Annotated in this window: 19 protein-coding genes and 2 tRNA genes; 9 read left to right on the plus strand and 12 right to left on the minus strand. The window is 46.3% G+C overall.

Going from position 1 to position 18,181, the window contains the following annotated elements; all coding sequences use genetic code 11:
- The first annotated feature begins 69 nt into the window (after window positions 1-69).
- The 8 genes from trpS (at window position 70) to ACPAOP_RS07840 (ending at window position 7,370) form a co-directional block, all read left to right on the plus strand.
- On the plus strand, window positions 70-1,092 hold the full coding sequence (trpS, locus tag ACPAOP_RS07805; RefSeq protein WP_186885848.1) for a tryptophan--tRNA ligase: 1,023 nt from the start codon (window positions 70-72) through the stop codon (window positions 1,090-1,092).
- A 184-nt stretch (window positions 1,093-1,276) separates the two neighbouring features.
- Window positions 1,277-1,732, plus strand: a complete 456-nt coding sequence (locus ACPAOP_RS07810) for a universal stress protein (RefSeq protein WP_423679463.1) — start codon at window positions 1,277-1,279, stop codon at window positions 1,730-1,732.
- A gap of 103 nt (window positions 1,733-1,835) precedes the next feature.
- Entirely contained in the window at window positions 1,836-2,477 is a 642-nt protein-coding gene (locus ACPAOP_RS07815; protein ID WP_423679462.1) for a response regulator, read from the plus strand.
- A gap of 157 nt (window positions 2,478-2,634) precedes the next feature.
- Entirely contained in the window at window positions 2,635-3,018 is a 384-nt protein-coding gene (locus ACPAOP_RS07820) for a response regulator (protein WP_423709861.1), read from the plus strand.
- Between the two features lie 93 nt (window positions 3,019-3,111).
- A complete protein-coding gene (locus tag ACPAOP_RS07825) occupies window positions 3,112-3,927 on the plus strand; it encodes a helix-turn-helix domain-containing protein (protein ID WP_423709990.1) in 816 nt (271 codons plus the stop codon).
- 124 nt (window positions 3,928-4,051) lie between these two features.
- A complete protein-coding gene (locus tag ACPAOP_RS07830; RefSeq protein WP_423709862.1) occupies window positions 4,052-4,891 on the plus strand; it encodes a universal stress protein in 840 nt (279 codons plus the stop codon).
- A 140-nt stretch (window positions 4,892-5,031) separates the two neighbouring features.
- The gene (locus tag ACPAOP_RS07835) at window positions 5,032-6,972 is read left to right on the plus strand and encodes an MASE3 domain-containing protein (protein ID WP_423709863.1); all 1,941 of its coding nucleotides are present in this window, start codon (window positions 5,032-5,034) and stop codon (window positions 6,970-6,972) included.
- A 77-nt stretch (window positions 6,973-7,049) separates the two neighbouring features.
- Window positions 7,050-7,370 carry a flagellar basal body rod C-terminal domain-containing protein gene (locus tag ACPAOP_RS07840; protein ID WP_423709864.1) on the plus strand — a complete coding sequence of 107 codons (321 nt, stop codon included), beginning with the start codon at window positions 7,050-7,052 and terminating at the stop codon, window positions 7,368-7,370.
- A gap of 25 nt (window positions 7,371-7,395) precedes the next feature.
- On the opposite strand, the gene ACPAOP_RS07845 is transcribed toward ACPAOP_RS07840, so the two are convergent.
- From ACPAOP_RS07845 to ACPAOP_RS07900, 12 genes are all read right to left on the minus strand, one after another.
- Window positions 7,396-8,157 (minus strand): sulfite exporter TauE/SafE family protein, encoded by a 762-nt coding sequence (locus ACPAOP_RS07845; protein WP_423709865.1) that lies wholly within the window; start codon window positions 8,155-8,157, stop codon window positions 7,396-7,398.
- 171 nt (window positions 8,158-8,328) lie between these two features.
- Entirely contained in the window at window positions 8,329-8,586 is a 258-nt protein-coding gene (locus tag ACPAOP_RS07850; protein WP_423679456.1) for a hypothetical protein, read from the minus strand.
- A 58-nt stretch (window positions 8,587-8,644) separates the two neighbouring features.
- Complete coding sequence (locus ACPAOP_RS07855; protein WP_423679455.1) at window positions 8,645-9,184, minus strand: FixH family protein; 540 nt, start codon at window positions 9,182-9,184, stop codon at window positions 8,645-8,647.
- A gap of 9 nt (window positions 9,185-9,193) precedes the next feature.
- Window positions 9,194-10,606 carry a cytochrome c oxidase accessory protein CcoG gene (gene ccoG, locus ACPAOP_RS07860; protein ID WP_423679454.1) on the minus strand — a complete coding sequence of 471 codons (1,413 nt, stop codon included), beginning with the start codon at window positions 10,604-10,606 and terminating at the stop codon, window positions 9,194-9,196.
- Window positions 10,607-10,647: 41 nt separating this feature from the next.
- Window positions 10,648-11,655, minus strand: coding sequence for a cytochrome-c oxidase, cbb3-type subunit III (gene ccoP, locus ACPAOP_RS07865; RefSeq protein WP_423709866.1), 1,008 nt, complete (start codon window positions 11,653-11,655; stop codon window positions 10,648-10,650).
- Between the two features lie 2 nt (window positions 11,656-11,657).
- Window positions 11,658-11,804 carry a cbb3-type cytochrome oxidase subunit 3 gene (locus ACPAOP_RS07870; protein WP_162018315.1) on the minus strand — a complete coding sequence of 49 codons (147 nt, stop codon included), beginning with the start codon at window positions 11,802-11,804 and terminating at the stop codon, window positions 11,658-11,660.
- 41 nt (window positions 11,805-11,845) lie between these two features.
- Complete coding sequence (ccoO, locus tag ACPAOP_RS07875) at window positions 11,846-12,463, minus strand: cytochrome-c oxidase, cbb3-type subunit II (RefSeq protein WP_423679452.1); 618 nt, start codon at window positions 12,461-12,463, stop codon at window positions 11,846-11,848.
- An 18-nt stretch (window positions 12,464-12,481) separates the two neighbouring features.
- Window positions 12,482-13,921, minus strand: a complete 1,440-nt coding sequence (gene ccoN, locus ACPAOP_RS07880; protein WP_423679451.1) for a cytochrome-c oxidase, cbb3-type subunit I — start codon at window positions 13,919-13,921, stop codon at window positions 12,482-12,484.
- A gap of 195 nt (window positions 13,922-14,116) precedes the next feature.
- Window positions 14,117-16,039 carry a SurA N-terminal domain-containing protein gene (locus tag ACPAOP_RS07885; protein ID WP_423709991.1) on the minus strand — a complete coding sequence of 641 codons (1,923 nt, stop codon included), beginning with the start codon at window positions 16,037-16,039 and terminating at the stop codon, window positions 14,117-14,119.
- A gap of 86 nt (window positions 16,040-16,125) precedes the next feature.
- Window positions 16,126-16,202: transfer RNA gene (locus tag ACPAOP_RS07890), tRNA-Asp, on the minus strand.
- 24 nt (window positions 16,203-16,226) lie between these two features.
- A tRNA-Val gene (locus ACPAOP_RS07895) sits at window positions 16,227-16,302 on the minus strand.
- 61 nt (window positions 16,303-16,363) lie between these two features.
- Complete coding sequence (locus tag ACPAOP_RS07900; RefSeq protein WP_423679449.1) at window positions 16,364-16,636, minus strand: HU family DNA-binding protein; 273 nt, start codon at window positions 16,634-16,636, stop codon at window positions 16,364-16,366.
- Window positions 16,637-16,950: 314 nt separating this feature from the next.
- Here ACPAOP_RS07900 and purT point away from each other — a divergent pair, with 314 nt between their 5' ends.
- Window positions 16,951-18,162 carry a formate-dependent phosphoribosylglycinamide formyltransferase gene (gene purT / locus ACPAOP_RS07905; RefSeq protein WP_423709867.1) on the plus strand — a complete coding sequence of 404 codons (1,212 nt, stop codon included), beginning with the start codon at window positions 16,951-16,953 and terminating at the stop codon, window positions 18,160-18,162.
- Window positions 18,163-18,181 lie beyond the last annotated feature (19 nt).

Consider the following 18,181-nt stretch of genomic DNA (forward strand, 5'->3'; position numbering starts at 1 on the left):
GACGCACATATTAAAAATGCCGCCACAATTGAGCGGCATTTTTTTACGCACGTAAACAACGGAATTTTTATGCAAGCAAGTACAACTGAAAATAAAAACCACACCATTCTGACTGGCGACCGCCCTACCGGTCCGCTCCATTTGGGGCATTTTGTCGGCAGCCTGCGCAATCGCGTCAAATATCAACATCAATATCAGCAGTACATCATGCTCGCCGATGCGCAGGCATTAACGGACAATATGGACAATCCGGCCAAAGTTCATGACAACGTACTTGAGGTTGCGCTGGATTACCTCGCCGTCGGCATTGACCCCACCAAATCCACGATCTTCATTCAGTCGCAAATTCCCGAACTGACAGAGCTAACCTTCTACTATCTGAACCTGGTTTCAGTTGCCCGCCTGGAACGCAATCCAACGATCAAACAAGAGATCATCCTGCGTAATTTTGAGCGCGACATTCCTGCTGGATTTCTGACATACCCGGTCAGTCAGGCCGCTGATATTACCGCATTCAAAGCAAGCCTGGTACCTGTAGGTGAAGACCAGATTCCTATGATTGAACAGACAAACGAAATCGTTCGCCGCTTCAATCGTCTGGCGAAGAAAGACATTCTGGTTGAGTGTCAGGCGCTGGTACCAGAGATCGGTCGTTTGCCGGGTATCGACGGAAAAGCCAAAATGAGTAAATCCCTGGGAAATACAATCAACCTCGGCGCCAGTCCGGCAGAGATAAAAGCGGCAGTGCGCAACGTCTATACGGATCCATTGCATCTGCGCGTCAGCGACCCTGGTCATCTGGAAGATAACGTTGCGTTTATTTATCTGGATGCGTTCGATGAAGACAAAATCGGTTTACAAGCAATGAAAGACCACTACACACGCGGTGGCTTGGGTGACAGCGTAGTCAAGGCACGACTTGAAGGAATTTTGCAGGATCTGCTTGCACCAATTCGTGAGCGTCGCGAGGAATATGCGAAAGATCGCGGCCAGGTTCTGCAGATGCTCAAAGAGGGAACCCAAAAAGCGCGGGAGATTGCAGCCAAAACGACCGATGAAGTGAAAGCCGCGATAGGGCTAAAACATTTCTGATTAAACAAAAAAAGAATGTTAACCAAGCCATTGGCAATGGCAAACTTTTGCGTTCGATAACAGATATGATCTGAACAATGTATCAACATTGATTAACCATCATAAGTTTTGTGATGAATCAAACGGACCTTATTCAGATCATCCATCATAAACGTTCGATCTCCCACTACCGAAAGGAAGAATGATGTACAGCAAAATTCTTATGCCAACCGATGGGTCGGAACTAGCCAATGCCAGCATTCAAGCGGGTATTGAGTTTGCGAAAAAAGTGAATGCCAAAGTAGTAGGCATATTTGTAGCGGCAAACTATCAGTACCCTATTTACATCGACATCATTCCGCCAAACACACCAACCGAAGAGGAATATCAGGCAGCAATGCGGGCCTTTGGCGAGTCTTATCTGGAACCCGCACGAGTTGCTGCACAAAAGGAAGGGCTGGAGTTCGAAAGCGTAGTCAAATTCAGCGACGCTCCCGCAAAAGAAATCGTGCACACAGCACAAGAATACGCCTGCGACCTGATCTTCATCGCGTCACACGGGCGCAGTGGCGTCGGACAATTACTTTTAGGAAGCACAACCAGCAAAGTTTTATCCTTGTGTGATATTCCAGTTCTGGTACACAGAGTCAAAAAACACTGAGCTGTTGACGGGAACAGGCAATAAGCAACTGATTAAGTTGTACAGTACAATAGCGCGAGTCTTGAGACTCAGCTTGTACAAAATCCAACTGCACCACTGATCAATGATTAGAATTCTTATTGCCGATGACCACACTATCATGCGCGAAGGACTCAAGCGCATACTTGATGGAAACGACGACATTCATGTAGTTGCAGAAGCTGTCGATGGATTTGATACTTTGGAAAAAGTCAGAAACACACAGTTTGATGTTCTGCTCATGGATCTTTCCATGCCAGGCAGAAGCGGCGTCGATCTGATTCGCCAGATCAAAGATGAATTTCCCAAGCTCCCTATCCTGATTCTTACCATGCATGAGGAAGAGCAATACGCTGTGCGTGCGATCAGAGCGGGTGCCAGAGGGTATCTGACGAAAGAAAGTGCAGGTACGCAATTGGTGACTGCATTACGCAAAGTCGCTTCGGGCAGGCCGTACATCAGTATTGAGGTCGCAGAACAATTAGCGATGAATGCTATGCCTGCAGACGATAATCTTCCACACACCAGCCTCTCCGACAGGGAATTTGAAGTGTTCAGCCATATTGTCAAGGGAAAAACAATTACTGAAATTGGCGACCTGTTACACCTCAGCGTAAAAACAGTCAGTACGCATAAGATGAGGATTATGCAAAAAATGAATATGAGCAATATTTCGGATCTGGTCCAATATGCTGTGGCCCATAATCTTCTGATTCCTAACGCCTGACCCTGCACTACCCTCTCGTCACTATTTTGTAGGAATATTCCTATAAGATCAGCCGCAAATCTGACAAGTCAAATCAGCATTACCTGATTTAAATCAAAAAGCCCAGCCGTGATAATAGACATCAAGCAAACAAGCGATGTCTTACATCACGAGCACCATGAATTTATTTATCGTTGAAGATTCGGTTTTAATCCAGAACCGGCTCATTCGTTTCGTAGAAGAAATACCTGGCATACACGTTATCGGTGTTTCCGGTGACGTCGATACTGCCTACGACAGTGTTATCAATAGCGACACTGATGCAATGATTCTCGATTTGCAGTTAGGCGATAAAAATGGCTTGCAACTTTTGAAAGATGTGAAGCAAAATAAACCAGAGATCAAGATTGTCATTCTCACGAATCATTCAACAGAAGACAATCGCGTGCACGCAATGCGCGCTGGTGCAGACGGTTTTCTCGACAAATCTACTGACTTCAACCAGATACAGAATTTTCTGTACGACTGGGAAAGTCCAAATATGTCGAAACAAGTTAATTAATTTTCGTTTATCCAGGAGACTCACATGACAACAGTTGCTCAAACTTCCCGCCAGGTCAGCCATCATATTCCAGCAAACAAAACGATCCTTCCAATGAAGTCAAATGAGGCAGGATGGCGTTGCCACGGCAATTTATGGTCTGACCTGAGTCAGGTCTGTGAACTGTTGAATATTCCTGCGCCGCTTAACGCAACAGATGAAGAGGCATTATTTCAGCATGTGCGTTTTAAAGCCGGACAACGCATCCATACAATCGGTCAGAATTTTGAAGCCTTGTACGTTGTCAACTCGGGATTTCTGAAAACCGTATTGATTGATGAATACGGTAACGAACAAGTGCTGAGCTTTCCGATGAAAGGTGATCTGCTCGGAATTGATGGCATCCACAACCAACAGCATGCCTCCGAAGCCGTTGCTTTGTCTGATTGCGACATTATTATTTTGCCCTACAAGGCGTTTGCAAATCTGGGCCGCAATTATCCTGAATTGGAACATGCAATGTTCAGTGTGATGAGCCGCGAACTGGTACGTGAACAATTAATGATAGGCATGCTCAGTGCACTGAGCGCAGAAGCCAAAGTTGCCCGTTTTCTGACCACACTGGGTGATCGCTTCAGTCAACTGGGTTATTCAGGAAAATCATTCAACCTGCGTATGACGCGCCATGAAATCGGCAGCTACCTTGGTCTTACATTAGAGACTGTCAGCCGTACGCTTTCTGCATTTAACGAAATGGGTCTGATCAGCGTTGATCAACGTGAAATCTGTTTGCTGGATACGACCGCATTGAAAACCTTACGTCGTCTGCCACCGGCAAAAACCCGGAACAAAGTCAGTGATAAAGTATCTGTTATGGTTGGAAAAAAACTACTTCCACAATGGGGAAATGAGACAGCAGTTGCCGTATAAAATATTTAAGTTAGAATCTGACAACTTGCGCAAAAATTCGTACGCCGACTTTTGATTCATTACCAATTTTCACCTCAGTGTTTATTTCGCTCTGAGCGGAGAAATAATTAACAGGAGCAATGACATGACATATAAGACCATACTTGTGCACGTTGATGAATCAGAGCGTTCCAATGTAAGAATCAAATTTGCGGCAGACATTGCGAAATCGGAAGATGCACATTTAATCGGAACTGCGGTGACCGGAGTATCCCGTTTTATTTATCAGGACGGAAACATCAGCGCCAGTGATCCAAACTTGACAATACATCTTAATTTTCTCAGAGAACGTGCTGAAAAAGCCGTCGCAAATTTCAACCGCGAAGTAGAAACAACAGGCATTTCATCTCATGAAAGTATGATTGCCAATGATGAGGCTGGCGGTGGCATTGGTCTTCAGGCCAGATACAGTGATCTGGTGATCATCGGGCAAACCAACCACGATGAGCCTTCGCCCTCTGTCCTGCCGGATTTCCCCGAATATATTGTGATGAACTCCGGACGTCCGGTACTGATCATCCCCTACGCCGGCGATTTTAATACCATCGCGAAACGCCCTCTGATTTCCTGGGATGCAAGCAGAGAAGCGACCCGTGCTGTCACTGATGCATTGCCTTTGCTGAAAAAAGCAGATGTTGTTCAGGTTGCGATTTTTAATCCTAAATCCACGCCTGATGCTCATGGCGAACAACCAGGTGCGGATATCGCACTTTATCTGGCAAGACATGGTGTCAAAGTTGAAGTTTCCGTCCACAAAACGTCGACCGATATCGGTAACGCATTGCTGTCATTAGCGCATGATCTTGATAGTGACATGATCATTATGGGCGGTTACGGACATTCCCGCTTCAGAGAAATGATCATGGGTGGTGTGACTAAAACTATTCTTGAAAGTATGACTGTCCCAGTATTCATGTCTCACTGATAATTACTGGCATCAGTTCCATGACCTTGAAAATAGTGGCATCCATTGATGGATGCCACTTTTCTTTTTAACAAGATATCAATACAAACTGACGTCTAGCGCTAAAATTCCCAGATATTATTCTCTTACCATCCTGTCGCATGTCATCCCAACCCACCTCCTTAACTTCAAGATTATCCGAGGCTCGCTGGATAGCGGGTTTTCTGTTCGTTCTGTCCTGTTTTATATGGATAGATCAGGAGCGTCTCTCCGTATTCGTTGTGCCAGCACCTCTGCCGGTTCACACCTTTCTTGAAACGGTAACGATCGTTATCTTTGCATCGGTATTTATCGTTTGCTGGAATGCATTTGGTGAAGTGCGTAAAAAAAGCAGTGTGATACTGGCCGTTGCATTTCTCTGTACGGCGATACTGGGTTTTTTTCACACGCTCACATTTCAGGGTATGCCGGGATTCGAGACCGCAGGCGACATGCACAAGTCCATGAGTTTCTGGCTGATTTCAAGATCCATCATTGCTACAACTTTACTTGGTCTTGCCTTTGATCCGGAAGACTCAGAAATAAGTCAGATGCAATCATACGGCGTTTTGACGGCAGGCCTGCTGGCAACATTAGGCTGGGGCATCCTGGTTTTTGCTTTTCCCGATTGGATCCCTCTTACTTTTATCCAAGGAGCGGGTCAGACGTCCTTCAAAGTAGCATGCGAAACCTCATTAATTGCAGCACATATCTTGGCTGCCGTTTTATTTTACAGACACGCATTACGCTTCCAGATTGATAAGACTGCAGAGCATTTGCATATCGACAGAGTACCTTTGTTTTTAGCCACCATCATGATGGCAATGTCTGAAGTGTATTTCTCAATCTACGCCGAAACCAGTGATGTCAATGTCGTCATCGGACATACGTTTCAGCTATTCTCTGCGATCGCAATTTATCGCAGTATGGTTGCAGTCAACATCCACACACCATATGCCAGCCTTGCTGCCTCCACTCACAGTCTCGCGGAATCTGCTGAAGAATTAAAACTGGAACGCCAGCGCCTGAGCCGTATGATAGACACCGCCATCGATGGCATCATCACCGTCGATGAAAAGCAGGATATTATTCTGGCCAATCCGGCAGCTGCTCTGATTTTCGGTTACGAAGTCAACGATTTAATAGGAACATCACTCAACCGCTTAATCCCTGCCCGCCATCGCGAGACACATAAAAATCACGTGCAACAATTTGGAGAAGCAGGTATTACCCGCCGCAAAATGGGCACTCATTTTGAAGACTTCTATGTCACCGGATGTAGGGCATCAGCCGACGAGTTTCCGATTGAGGCATCAATTGCTCACCAGCTGGAGAACGGGAAACGCTATTACACGGTCATCTTCAGAGATATTACTGACCGAAAAGTCGCAAAAGAAAAAATGGCAAAGTATCACGAGCAGCTAAGCCAGCTCTCAGCCACACTGCAATCAATCCGTGAAGAAGAGCGTAAACATATTGCACGCGAGTTACACGATGACCTAGGTCAGCTACTTGCCGCACTGAGAATGGATTTGTCCTTACTTCAACGAGATCCTTCTTTTTTAGAGCGAAATAAGCCCACCATTAATAGTATGGATCAGTTGATATTAACTGCGATTACTACGCTGCGACGGATCGCCACCGATCTGCGCCCCCGGGCACTGGATGAAGGCGGGCTTTTTTTTGCGCTGCAGACTTTACAGCGCGATTTTTCTCATCGTCATCGTATTAATTGTGAATTGATTGCAGATGAGGATCAACTGACCTTGGATGACGCGCGAAGCACCGCTATTTTCCGTATTGTTCAGGAATCATTGACCAATGTGGCACGTCATGCTGAAGCCAGCGATGTCCAGATTGAATTTCAACGCTCCGAAGAAATACTTCAGTTAAATATTAACGACAATGGCAAAGGAATCGTTGAAGAAGATATGAGCAAAACCAGCTCATTCGGCTTGGTGGGTATGAGAGAACGAATCAAAGCGATGAATGGAGAATTTCAGGTTCTGAGCACACCGGGTGAAGGTACGACGCTGGAAATAAGAATACCTCTGACAGATTAAATAGTGTCAAATATGTAGCAATGTAAAAAATACGGAATACACTACAGATATGGCAATATTTACGGGAAGAAAAACTGATGTTATCTTCAATATTGAGCAGTGGCCTTTCAGGCATGCGGGCAAATCAAACTGCATTAAATGTATCGGGTCATAATGTAGCGAATGCTGAAACTCAAGGCTTTCTACCTCAGCAAGTCAGCTTTCAAGAAACAAGTAATGGGGTAACTGTCAGCGTCAGCCAAGAGGGCTTCCGAATGGCTGCGCAAGAGACCAGTGGTACGGATCTGACGAAAGAAATAGTACAGTCTATTCAATACAAAGCTAGTTTTGACATCAATGCAAAAATGGTCAAAACCGCTGATGAATTATTGGGAACACTGATTAACACTAAAGCATAATCGCACATGCTTTTGCAGGCAAATGCTAGCGCTCAGGTAATACACAAAGAAAACCTGGCATCTGCTGCATATCCGAATACCAGAGTCCGAGTATCCCAATCGCTATCAGTATAAACGCACCTGTATATTTTAAAGCCGCAGGCACCCTGACATTACTGACAGCGTTAAATATTCCCTGACTCAGCAAAAGATGCGGCATCGCACTCAAGCCAAATAACAACATGAGTACAGCGCCTGAGAATGCGTCCCCGGCCAACAAGGCAAAAGGCGCCATCCCCCAAAGCAGTCCGCAAGGCAGACATCCCCATGCCATACCGACAAAAAATGGATACTGAATACCTTGTTTTAAGGGGGGCACCCAAAAAAATAATGATTGCTGTAAGCGCGAAACGTGTGGGCTCAAATAGCTGAAATGAAAACGCATTCCGGTTACTTTGAGTCCCAAAATAATCAGCGCAAGATTACCCGCAATGAACAAGATTTGATGGATGGGAAAGTATGGTTTCAAAATCATACCCGCAGCCCCCAAGCCTCCGAACACAGCACCGATGATCATATAGGTGGTCAGTCTGCCCGTCTGGAGCAGAACCTGAAAACGGACATTGTTATTTAACGAAACCTGAGGCAGACTTTCAGCATTGCCATCACGACTGATAGGAATTACTTTTTGTCTGCCATTTCCGGCGCGGCTGAGCATGGACGATATACCACCGCACATACCGACACAATGCACTCCTCCAGCGATACCAGCGGTTACAGCAGCAAGTATCAGAGGCAGAGTCAGCATATCAATAAATAAATTTGAAAACTTCCATTCTTAAATGGAATAGAAACTGAGGTAATCACATTATGTCGTTTGCAGCAAAAAGCTGGCTCACTTAACAGAACACATTTGTGTTGAACTTCCAGACCACGCAAACGTACATCCTGCCAATCTGACACCCGCTCAATTCAGAACTCAATGCGCTTTTTGCACCAGCAACGCGGTCAGACCGCTAGACAGAATACCTAACAGCCAGAACATGAAAAAACCGATGGTATACACCCCTGTCAGGTGTATTTGCAGACGCTGATCAAAAATAATCAACTCCATGGGATCAACGAGACTGAAAAACAAACCTGTTGCAGCACACGCCATCAAAAACGCTGGCCACAACACGATCATCAACATTGGCCGCAAGTGGGCTTTGCTGTGAGCTGAATTCTGATGTTCCAATCTCGTCCCCTTTTGTGATTATTTAACTGATCAGTCAACGAATCATAGGGATGCGCAATTATTTTGCTGTACCTAATTGCACCACCTTTTGTGCCGGCTCAAACCAATCCCCGGTCAGTCGCCAATCAGTCGTTTCTAATTTAATGTGAAACAATTTAACAGAACTTGCAGAAATATTCGATACTAACTTTAAATCACCTTCATAGATACCGGGACTCACCCTCACCATCGGTAAACGATGTACGATTTCATTGACAGAGGAGCCACTCTCGGCAGCGTTCGCCAGGCTGAGTTTCACCGTTTCCGGCAAGCTACCATCGCCTGCTAAATGCATACGCAATTTACCAGCGGAGGCATCAAGACTGAGAGTTGCCCCCAGGTGTAGTTCACGTGCTTTTGCATCTCGCTGTATATCTTTATTGATCATTAAGCCTTGTTTGTAATAGTCCTCAGCAACGACCTTGTCAGCGCCACGGAATGCAATAGCGCCTGTAAAAATACTCGCGCAAACAACAACAGCCGGACCGCCTGCGACCAACAATAACCAAGGCTCTTTGTACCACTTATCCCGTTTTTTTGACACCAGTATTGCGTCCATGACTACTCCTTATCTCGGAACAATAAATACAGCTTTTTCAGTCACGTTCACTTCTGGCGAATCCAGGTCCTTCACCACAAACCAGATACGATTTGACCCAGTCTGAAGAACGTTAGCAGGAACACGGACACGTACAGGAACAGCTTTTGCTCCAGCTGACTTCACATCAATATCAGCATTTTTAACGATCGTCGCACCGCTAACACCTTTTACTTCGACCGAATAACGTCGCGCAGACTCCTGAGTATTCATCACTTGCAGGCGATAGACATTTTCAATCTCGCCATTTTCAGTAATTTTTGGCATACCCCGATCCCTGATCACATCAACCTTTAAAGGGACGTGATAGAACAGTGATACCGCCGTCACTAAAATAATTAAACTTAAAATTCCGCTGTAAATTAACGTTCTCAGACGGAATACGCGCTTCCACATCGCTTTATTATCCAGCTTGCCTGTGAGAGCATGTTCAGTTGTATAGCGAATCAGACCCCGCTCATACCCCATTTTATCCATCACCTGATCACAGCCGTCAATGCATAAACCGCAGGCGATGCACTCATATTGCAAACCATTACGAATATCTATCCCGGTAGGACAGACCTGAACGCAGATTCCGCAGTCAACACAAGAACCGAGACCCGCCGCTTTGAAATCGACTTTCTTGTTACGAGAACCACGTGGTTCACCACGTGCACTGTCGTAAGTCACAATCAATGTATCTTTGTCGAACATCGCACTTTGGAATCGTGCGTAAGGACACATGTATTTACAGACTTGCTCCCGCATCCAGCCGGCGTTACCGTAGGTAGCAAAACCGTAGAAAAGAAACCAGAACGTTTCCCAAGGCCCAAGCGTAAAGGAGCCGACGGAGATGGCCAATTCACGTATAGGAGTGAAGTAACCGACAAAGGTAAAACCCGTCCACAGGCTTAAAACAAGCCATAAAAAGTGCTTGACGAATTTTAAAGAAAATTTACGTGCAGTTAATGGACCCGTATCGAGTTTGATACGCGCGTTACGATCACCTTCGACCTTGCGCTCTATCCATAAAAATAATTCTGTGTAAACGGTCTGAGGACAAGCATAGCCACAGAACAAACGTCCTGCCACTGCAGTAAATAAAAACAGTGACAGAGCTGATATCACCAGCAAGACCGCGAGATAAATAAAATCCTGCGGCCAGAAAACAATTCCGAATATGTAAAACTTACGCGCAACAAGATCGAATAAGACTGCTTGTCGATCGTTCCAGTTAAGCCACGCTGTGCCATAAAACAGCAACTGCGTAAAAGCCACCATTACCCAGCGCCAGGATGCAAACCAGCCCTTTTGTGTACGAGGATATATTTTCTTACGTTCCTCAAACAGAGCCAGCTCTACTTCATCCGTCGGCACCGGAGTAATGGGAATATGCTTCATTTTAAAACTTCATCTTTCTTATTTAAACAATGCTCCAGCTCTTACTTTGCAGCGCTTTCAACCGCAGGAACAACGGCAGTAGCAATTTGTTTGATGGTTGCTGCTTCCGCATCTGATACTTTCCCTGCTTCAGCGTTATTTGACAAACCCCAGACATAAGCTGCCAACAGGTGGATTTTACCGTTGCTCAGTTTCGCTTCCTGTGCTGGCATCAGGTTATTTCTACCTTTGTTGATCGTCTCCATTATCGTATCAATGTCACCACCGTACAACCAGGTTTTATCAGTCAGATTCGGCGCACCCAAAGCCTGATTTCCTTTACCGTCTGCACCATGACATGCAGCACATGCGGCAAACTTTGGCTTACCTAAGGCTGCTTTGATAGGATCATGGGCAGAATTGGATAAACTCAGTACATAGTTAGCAACATTACGGACATCATCATCACTACCAACTGCTGCGCCCATCGGAGGCATCTGACCGTTACGACCGTGAGTAATGGTAGTCTTAATGATAGCAGGATCACCACCATACAACCAATCGTTATCTGTCAGATTTGGATATCCCTTACCGCCCTGCGCATCAGATCCATGACATTGTGCACAATTGTTCAGGAATAGACGTTGAGCAATCTCACGTGCTTGCGGATCTTTAGCAACGTCTTTGATATCCATCGCCAGATATTTATTGAAGATAGGGCCATATTGCGCTTCCCCGTCTGCCATTTCTTTATCGTAAGCACCAACCTGAGACCATCCAAATGAACCCTTGTTGCTACCAAAACCTGGATAAACAACCAGATAGCCAATACTGAAGACGATTGTCAGATAGAACAACCATTTCCACCATTGTGGTAACGGATTATTTTGTTCCATCAAAGTACCATCCCATACATGGCCCGTCGTTTCCGCAGGTAAAGGTTTACCGTCAGCACCAACCTTTACTTTGACTTTCGACTGCGTCCATAACAGAACCACACAGAAGACGATGCCAAGAGCTACGATGGCGGCGATGCCTATACCCCACCATTCATTAAAAAAATCTGCCATGACTATTTTCCATTCTCATTATCAATTGGCAAGCGAGCCAGTTTTTCGAAGCGCTCCTTGTTACCGGAACTAAACGCCCAGTAGACGATGCCCAGGAAGACAAACAGGCTAATCACCGTCACCACACTGCTCAGGATCGTGAAATTCATAATTTACCCTTTCAAAAAGTGATAACCCAAGGAGCCACTCTTTAGTTTTTATTTTTAATCGCTGTTCCAAGAACTTGCAAATATGCGATCAAAGCATCTTGTTCAGATTTGTTTGCCAGATCTGCCGGACCTGCCTTGATCTGCTCATCAGTGTATGGAACCCCCAGAGTCTTCATCGCAGTCATTTTTGGAACGATGCTGTTCGGATCAAGAGGTGTTTTTGCCAACCATGGATACGCAGGCATATTCGATTCAACAACAACCGAACGTGGATCATTCAAGTGATCACGGTGCCAGTTGTCGCTGTAACGACCGCCAACGCGAGCCAGATCAGGACCAGTACGCTTACTACCCCATTGGAAAGGGTGATCATAGACAGACTCACCTGCAACGGAATAATGTCCGTAACGTTCAGTCTCAGCACGGAAAGGACGGATCATCTGAGAATGGCAGCCGTAGCAACCTTCGCGCAGATAAATATCACGCCCTGCCAGTTGCAACGGTGTATAAGGCTGCATTCCCTGAACAGGTTGCGTGGTCGATTTCTGAAAGAACAGCGGAACAATCTCAACCAGACCGCCAACACTGATCGTCAGAATAGTCAGCACCAGCAGCAGGCCTACGTTACGCTCAATCAGATCATGAGTAAAATTACGCATCAAATTTCTCCTGTTGATTTAAGCATGAGCGGAATTAGCAGACAACGCTGGAATTGCGTTATTCACTGGTTTCGCAGCCATCAGTGTTTTTGCAACGTTGTAAGCCATGATAATCATGCCACTCAGATACATTAAACCACCTGTTAAACGGATGACATAGTATGGGAATGTCGCTTTGACAGACTCAACGAAAGAGTAAGTCAGAGTTCCGTCTTCATTCACTGCACGCCACATCAGACCTTGCATCACACCAGCGATCCACATAGATGCGATGTACAGGACAACGCCGATAGTCGCAACCCAGAAATGAATCTCGATCAAACGCTTACTGTACATTTGTGTCTGTCCGAACAAACGTGGAACCAGGTAATACAAACTACCGATGGAAATAAAGCCAACCCAACCTAAAGCGCCAGAGTGAACGTGACCAACTGTCCAGTCAGTATAGTGCGACAAGGCATTCACAGTTTTGATCGCCATCATAGGACCTTCAAATGTCGACATACCGTAGAAGGACAGAGACACAATCAGGAAACGCAGGATAGGATCGGAACGCAATTTGCTCCAGGCACCGGACAAAGTCATAATGCCGTTAACCATACCACCCCATGAAGGAGCCAGCAAAATCAGGGAGAACACCATACCGATGGATTGTGCCCAGTCAGGCAGCGCGGTGTAGTGCAGATGATGCGGACCCGCCCACATATAAGTGAAAATCAATGCCCAGAAGTGGACAATCGACAAACGATAGGAGTACACAGGGCGCTCGATTTGCTTAGGAACGAAATAGTACATCATGCCCAAGAAGCCTGCAGTCAGGAAGAAACCAACCGCATTATGACCGTACCACCACTGAACCATCGCATCCTGCACACCAGCATAAGCCGAGTAGGATTTAGTCAGTGACACTGGCAGTGCAGCACTATTTACGATATGCAACACTGCGACGGCGAGAATGAACGCGCCGTAAAACCAGTTTGCGACATAAATATGTTCCACTTTACGTTTAGCCAGCGTACCGAAGAAGACGATCGCGTAAGCAACCCAGACGACGGCGATCAACAAGTCAATCGGCCACTCCAGCTCTGCGTATTCTTTACCTTGGGTGAAACCCAAAGGCAGAGAAACTGCAGCTGCAACGATCACCAGTTGCCAACCCCAGAAAGTAAACTCAGCCAGACCATCAGAAAACAAGCGTACATTGGAAGTACGCTGCACTACATAATAAGACGTCGCCATCAGCGCGCATCCGCCAAACGCAAAAATCACTGCATTAGTATGCAAGGGTCGCAACCGCCCATAGCTAAGCCAAGGTATCCCTGTTAAAAATTCTGGAAAGGCCAGTTGAGTAGCAATCACCACGCCCACAAGCATGCCGACTATTCCCCAAACCACAGCCATGACAGAAAATTGGCGTACAACCCGATAGTTGTATGAGTTTTCTTTAGTTATCGTCATGATCTCACTCTGTTGTAAAAATACACTGAAAGAATAACAACCGCACTGCACAACTACATTGATACATATCAAATATTACCGGAATCCGCGCCTGCTTCATGCTATTCACAACAGCCTCAAGAATAACGCCGATTAACGGTTTGCGCAAAAAAAACGGCGCCGTGATGGCACCGTTTTGTGGTCAGATTTTTTTGATTACTGGATTACTTGCGCAGATGCGGCGATTGCTGCTTTATTGACGCTGACTTTCGCCTTTTTCTTCAACAATTCTATGTAAGCCAGCAAGTCTTGCTGCGATTGCATGCTTGCAATCTGTTGCGCATCTGAAGCCCGTTTTGCTGCGTCGGGAACACCTGCTGTCACTTTGGAAATACGGAAGACACTATAACCCGCATTACCAAGAGCAACGCCAACGTAAGCTGGCAATTTTTGCGTATCCGCCTTCATGATCTGAATAACTGCCTGCGCAGGAATATCCTGTGGCTTGGCACGAGATATAACTTTAACGTCAGAAAATCCATTAACTGAATCTGTTGCTTTCAATGCAGCCAGCTTCGCCTTACCTTCTTTTTCGGCGAGCAGCTCAGCCTCAGACTGGGTAAGTTTTGCAACAATCGCCGGTCTGACTTCCTCCAACGGACGTTTGCTCGCTGCTTTGTATTCGAGAATACGACCTGCAATCATCGTATTTGGTGCAACCTCAATAGCTTCTGTGTTGTGCTTTTTCTTCACAGCACCATCAGAAAAAATTGCCGTCAGAAATTTAGCATTGTTTGTCAATACGGAAGCTGGAAGAGCCTTGTTCGGCTCACGCGTCAATCCGTCCACCACTTCTATTTTGAGTTTGAGCTTATCCGCAACCGGCTTCAGACTATCCGCCTGCTCGTACACCATGTTACCGAATGTTTCCGCTGCCTCAGCATAAGCTTTTGCTGCTTTCTGTTTTTTAATATCAGCAGTAATCTGCGCGCGCACCTCTTCCAGAGGTTTGACCATCGCAGGCTTTACATCAGTCAGCTGAATAATATGAAAGCCAAAATCAGACTGCACCAAATCACTGATCTCACCTTTTTTGAGCTTGTATGCAGCATCCTCAAATGGTTTCACCATTGCGCCCTTACCGAAAAAGTCAAGATCACCACCACGCTCTGCTGAGCCTGGATCCTGAGAATTTTCTTTTGCCAGCTTTGCGAATGAAGCAGGATTTTTGCGAACTTCTGCTAACAATGACTCAGCCTTCGCTTTTGCCTTCGCTTTTTCAGCATCACTTGCTTCTTTTTTTGCTGTGATCAGAATATGGCTGGCGCGGCGTTGCTCTTCAACACTGTAAGCTTTGGCATTACTCTTATAAAACTCCTGCACGTCCGCATCGGACACAGTCACCTGCGCCTGCAATACATCATTATTCAAGACAACATATTCAGCCTTGATTGACTCAGGAATTTCAAACTGAGCAGCATTTTTATCGTAATAAGCTTTCACCATTTCATCAGTGACTTTTACCTGCGAAGTAAAATCAGCTGCTTTAAAGTTCAGCACCTGAACTTCACGCTCCTGCTCACTGATCTGCGCGATACGATCCACCACAGTCTTAGGAATAAAACTCGTGTTCTGCACGGCACCCGCTAACTGCTCAACCGCCAGATCCTGACGCATACGCTGATCAAACACTGCCTGAGTCATCCCCTGAGAGGCAAGATAATTCAGATAACGCTCCCTATCAAAACTACCATCCGCCTTGACCAGACCCGGCAAAGCAAGAATCTGTTGCTGCAAGGTCTGATCGGTCACAGTCAGTTTGCTGTTTTTAATTTCGGCAGCCACCGCTTTACGCGCAATCAATTCATCCAGAACACTTTTTTTCATTTCTGGCGTATTCATCATTTTAGGATCAAACTGAGGGCCATAGCTTTGACGGAATTTATCCAACTGCTCACGCAATGCAAGATCCAGTTCCTGCTGCGTTACTGCCTGCCCGGCGACAGTCGCCACTGTTGCACCTGCAGTCGCTTGCGACCGGGTATAACTTTCGATACCAAAAAAGGCGAACGAAGGGAAAATGATCAGCAACAATAAAAATTGCATTAAGCGCTGATGGGTACGAATAAATTCAAACATGTTCAACCTATCGTATGACGAAGAATAACAATCACAAAATTGCAAATATAAAAAAAGGCGAACTTTCGTTCGCCTTTTCAGTTTTCTGGCGGAGCGGACGGGGCTCGAACCCGCGACCCCCGGCGTGACAGGCCGGTATTCTAACCAACTGAACTACCACTCCTTTTTACTACTATTGCAAATTTACTGGTGGGCGCTGAGAGGCTCGAACTCCCGACCTAAGCCTTGTAAGGGCTCCGCTCTACCAACTGAGCTAAGCGCCCGCACCTAAAACTTACATTCACGTCGCCGTTAGTCAACATAAAACAGCGCCGCGAAAAAACATTAGTTTACAGCATCTTTCAATGCTTTGCCAGGTTTAAATTTAGGAACCTTGGCAGCCTTGATTTTAATTGCATCGCCAGTGCGCGGATTGCGGCCGGTTCTCGCAGCACGTTTACCGACAGAGAATGTGCCAAAGCCAACCAATGTGACTGTACCGTTTTTCTTCAGCGTTGTTTTTACCGCACCGATCAAAGCGTCCAGGGCGCGGGAAGAAGCCGCTTTTGAAATATCCGCTGTTTTCGCAATATGATCGATCAACTCAGTTTTATTCACTTAAAGCCCCCTCACAAAAATTTGAATTTCGCGACGATGTATTCGATTGTTTCTCAGTCTCGCATCTATCACGGCAAGCAGGAAATCTGCATCCGGTATTAAAACAAGCCGCAAAGCCTTGTGTCAAGCGGTTTTACACGCTTTCATCACAATCTTAAAGATTAAGTTTAACTTTACTCAGTATAATTTCGCACATACATCCTTGCTGAGTTCAAATTTACAGCAAATTAGCGCGAACATGCAGGCCATCAATTAAACGAATACCGCACGCACGTAGCGAAAACAGAATTCACATCAAACTCTCTGACATCAATATGAAACCAATTCAAACCATCGGTACACCACTCTCCCCTTCTGCAACCAAGGTTATGCTACTGGGTTCCGGTGAACTGGGAAAAGAAGTCATCATTTCACTGCAAAGATTAGGGGTGGAAGTGATTGCGGTGGATCGCTACGAAAATGCACCTGGCCATCAGGTAGCGCATCGCGCTTACGTCATCGATATGACAGACGGCGCTGCGCTGGCGACTCTGATTGACGTAGAACGGCCTGATCTGGTCGTTCCTGAAATCGAAGCCATCGCCACGCCGATGCTGGTTGAACTGGAAAATGCCGGCAAAGTACAGGTAATTCCGACAGCGCGCGCAGCGTGGCTGACAATGAATCGCGAAGGCATACGCCGCCTTGCAGCTGAAACACTGGGACTGGCGACATCCCCCTATCGTTTTGCCGACAGTTTGGAAGAGTTGCGCGCTGCATGCACTGAAATTGGTTTTCCCTGCATCGTTAAACCAGTCATGTCGTCTTCCGGCAAAGGGCAATCGAAACTCGACAGCGCCGCCGACGTCGAAACTGCATGGAACTACGCTGCAGCAGGCGGGCGCGTGAATGCAGGTCGCGTCATCGTTGAGGGCTTCATCGATTTCGACTACGAGATCACACAACTGACCGTGCGTGCAGTCGGCGACAATGGCGAAATTCAGACGCATTTCTGTGAGCCTATCGGCCACGTTCAAGTACAAGGTGATTATGTCGAATCCTGGCAGCCACAGGCGATGCATCCAATGGCACTGCAACGCGCACGTGATATCGCAAAAAAAATCACTGACGACCTTGGCGGTCTCGGCTTATTTGGCGTTGAATTATTCGTCAAAAACGACATGGTCTGGTTCTCCGAAGTCAGCCCGCGCCCTCATGACACCGGGATGGTCACCATGTCGAGTCAGGTACAGAATGAATTTGAACTGCATGCCAAAGCCATACTCGGATTGCCAGTCAATGTCGCCTTGCGCACACCAGCGGCATCAGCAGTAATTTATGGTCAGCACGAAGCAAAAGGCATCGCATTTGAAGGCGTTGCGGCGGCATTACAAGTTCCCGGAACAGATATCCGTCTGTTCGGAAAACCAGAATCTTTTACCCGCCGACGCATGGGCGTGGCATTGGCAGCAGCGGGCGACACCGATACAGCTCGCCGTCTGGCCAAAGAAGCCGCAGGCAAAGTAAGACCTGTCATAATAAAGTAAATCATTTCAATAAACGCAG

This window comes from Undibacterium sp. WLX3042 (assembly GCF_049544825.1).
Classification (GTDB): Bacteria; Pseudomonadota; Gammaproteobacteria; order Burkholderiales; family Burkholderiaceae_D; genus Undibacterium.